Here is a 3,091-nt window from a genome sequence, read left to right on the forward strand (position 1 = left end):
GGTCCCCGGGGGTGGGGGGCTCGTTGCCGCCGATCTGCTCGTTGAGCTTCTGCTGCGCCGTGTCGACGTGGCTCTGGTACTTCTTCCCGGTCCTCGCGTCGAAGGCGTCTCCGGCCTTCTCGACTCCTTGGCGGGCCTGGTCAGGGTGTCCCTTGATCAGGTCTTTGAGCTTGTCGAGCATGGACATAAGGCGTCCTCTCTAGGGAATGCCGGTCGCTTCAAGCTTCTCCGCGAAGGCCGGTGTCCGCACCCGGAGCGTCCTCAGGGCCCCTGGTCGAGTGCCGCGGCGGGCGGGGGACCGATCCGGAGCCAGAGCGTGCGGTGGGTGCCCGCGTGCGGGGTGGAGGGGTCCGGGCGCCAGCCCTGGGTGGCGTAGAAGGCCTGGGCGCGGAGGTTGTGCTCGTACACCTCGAGACGGACCCGGCTGACTCCGGCGCGGCGCCAGACGTCGAGGCAGGCGGCGTGCAGGGCGGAGCCGGTGCCGCGGCGCCAGTGGACCGGGTCGACGTGGAGCTGGGTGAGCGTGGTCTCGCCGTCCTCCGTGCGGAAGGCGGCGACGCCGGTGAGCCGGCCGTCCTGCTCGGCGCAGAGCACCGCGCCCTCGGCGGGGTCGCGGGCGACGGCCCGGGACCAGCCCTCGCGCGTCCGGTGGAGCTCGACGTCACCCGCGTAGGCCTGTTCGGGGATGTGGCCCCGGTAGTACGTGGCCCGGGCCCGCGTGTGCAGGGCGGCGATGGCGTCGAGGTCTGCGGGCTCCGCGGCTCTGATCACGGGAAGGGAAACGCGCCGGGAACCCGGGCGGTTCCCGGCGCGTGGACCGTGACGCCCGCGTGGCTACTTCTTCAGCCACGCCTCCATCATCTTCTGGGCGATGGGGGCGGCCAGTCTGCCGCCGCCGATCTCGGAGCGGTCGGTGTCCGAGTTCTCGATCACCACGGCGACCGCGATCTGCTTGCCGCCCAGCTTGCCGTACGAGGTGAACCAGGCCAGCGGCGCGAGGCTGTTGTTGACACCGCGCTGGGCGGTACCGGTCTTGCCGCCCACCTCGGCGCCCGCCACCTGGGCCGGCTTGCCGCCGCCCTCGGTGGCGACCGTGCGCATGGCGTCCCGGATCATCGAGGCGGTCTTCTCGTTCATGACCTGCTGGGACTTCGGGTTCTTGAAGCTCTCCAGCACGTCGCCGTTGCCGTCGGTGACCTCGGAGACCATGTGCGGGGCGACGAGCTTGCCGCCGTTCTCGATCGCAGCCGTCACCATCGCCATCTGGAGCGGCGTGGCCTGCACGTCGAACTGGCCGATACCCGTCTGCGCGACCTGGTCGACCGACATCTTCTTCGACGGGTACTTGCTCGGCGGGTTGGTGCGGACCGGGGTGTCGACCTGCACGTTGAACCCGAGCTTCTCGGCCGTCGCGCGCATCTTGTCCTGGCCGAGCTTGGACGCCAGCTCGGCGAAGACGTTGTTGCAGGACAGCCGCAGGGCGGTGCGCACCGATACGTTGTTGCAGGCCGCGGAGCCCGCCTCGCTGGGCAGCAGGGTGCGGGTGCCGGGGATCGTGTACGGGTCGGCGATCCCGGTCGGCTGGTCGATGTTGGTGACGAGGCCGTTCTCGATGGCCGCGGCCAGGGTGACCAGCTTGAAGGTGGAGCCTGGCGCCTGGGGCTTGCGCAGCGCCACGTTCTCCAGGGCCCTGCCCCTGTCCGCGGAGAGTTCGGTCCAGGCCTTCTGGTCGTTGGCGCCGGCGATGCTGCCCGGGTCGAAGGAGGGGTTGTTCACCACGGCGAGGATCTCGCCGGTCGCGGGGTCGATGGCGACGGCGGCGCCCTGCTTGCCCTGGAGCGCGTCGTAGGCGGCCTTCTGCACGCCCTTGTCGATCGTGGTCAGGACGTTGCCGGGAGCGGCCCGCTTGTTGGTGAGCATGTCCATCACGGTCTTCAGACGGCTGTCCGAACCGTTGAGGACGTTCTTGTAGATGCCCTCCAGCATGGTCGTGCCGTAGGCCTGGGAGCTGTACCCGGTGATCGGCGCGTAGAGGGGGCCGTCGGTGTACGTCCGCTTGTAGCCGAAGTCCTTGCCGCCCGTCTTCACCGAGCCGGTGATCGCCTCCCCGCCCACGATGATGTTGCCCAGCGGGTTCTCGTACTGCCCGATGAGGTTCCGGCGGTTGTGCTTGTCGTCTGCGAGGGCCTGGCCTTGGTATGCCTGCACCCAGGTGACGCGGACCAGCAGGGCCAGCACCAGAAGCAGACAGAAGACCGACGCACGCCTGATCGTCTTGTTCATCCCCCAGAAGGACGTCCCAGTGACCCCGGCCGTTCCGCTCTGCCCCGATTGTGGCCGGGTTCTCAGCTTTTCTTCATGATGAAGCCCCCCTCGTACGCCGCGATGACCGCCTGGGTGCGGTCGCGGGAGCCGGTCTTGGTGAGGACCGACGCGACGTGCGTCTTGACGGTCTGCGGTCCGACGCCGAGGCGCTCGCTCATCTCGTGGTTGGACAGCCCGGTGGCCATCAGGCGCAGTACGTCGGCCTCGCGGTCGGTGAGCCGGGCCACCCAGGGCGCGGTGGCGGGCGGGGGGCCACCGGCCGTGTGGGCGGCGGCGAGGGAACGCACCGCAGCGGGGAAGAGCAGCGAGTCGCCGCGGGCGACGAGCCGGACCGCCCCGATGAGCTCGTCGGGGTCGGCGCGCTTGAGGAGGAAGCCCACGGCGCCCGCACGCAGCGCGTCGTAGACGTAGGCGTCGTTCTCGAATGTGGTGACGACCACGATCCGGGGCGGCGCGGCCATGGTGGCGAGGATCTGCTCGGTGGCCCGGATCCCGTCGATCTCGGGCATCCGGACGTCCATCAGCACCACGTCCGGGGCCAGCGAGCGGACCAGCGGGACCGCTTCGGCGCCGGTGGCGGCCTCGCCGACGACCTGCAGGTCGGGCTCGGCCTCCAGGATGACCCGCAGCGCGGTGCGGACCATCCGCTCGTCGTCACAGATCACAATGCGCAGCGGCGGACGGCCCGCCGCTGCGCATTGTGATCTGTGACACAGTCTTCTTTAAACCAACAGACCCTGCCAACGAATAAAAAAGGGGGATTCTG

At 69.8% G+C, this 3,091-nt stretch carries 4 protein-coding genes; all 4 read right to left on the minus strand.

What is annotated here, in order from left to right:
- A partial coding sequence (locus PV721_RS42440) for an antitoxin (protein ID WP_319734106.1) occupies positions 1-187 on the minus strand: 187 nt, incomplete at its 3' end.
- A 74-nt stretch (positions 188-261) separates the two neighbouring features.
- Positions 262-771, minus strand: a complete 510-nt coding sequence (locus PV721_RS42445) for a GNAT family N-acetyltransferase (protein WP_319734109.1) — start codon at positions 769-771, stop codon at positions 262-264.
- 63 nt (positions 772-834) lie between these two features.
- Positions 835-2,283, minus strand: coding sequence for a peptidoglycan D,D-transpeptidase FtsI family protein (locus PV721_RS42450; protein WP_319734111.1), 1,449 nt, complete (start codon positions 2,281-2,283; stop codon positions 835-837).
- Between the two features lie 62 nt (positions 2,284-2,345).
- Entirely contained in the window at positions 2,346-2,999 is a 654-nt protein-coding gene (locus PV721_RS42455; protein ID WP_319734113.1) for a response regulator transcription factor, read from the minus strand.
- Positions 3,000-3,091: the final 92 nt, after the last annotated feature.

It is taken from the genome of Streptomyces sp. MB09-01, from assembly GCF_033794505.1.
GTDB lineage: Bacteria > Actinomycetota > Actinomycetes > Streptomycetales > Streptomycetaceae > Streptomyces.

Bases quoted from the DNA above. Each gene is read 5' to 3' on its own strand.
- PV721_RS42450 (WP_319734111.1), bottom strand. From the start codon at position 2,283: ATGAACAAGACGATCAGGCGTGCGTCGGTCTTCTGTCTGCTTCTGGTG.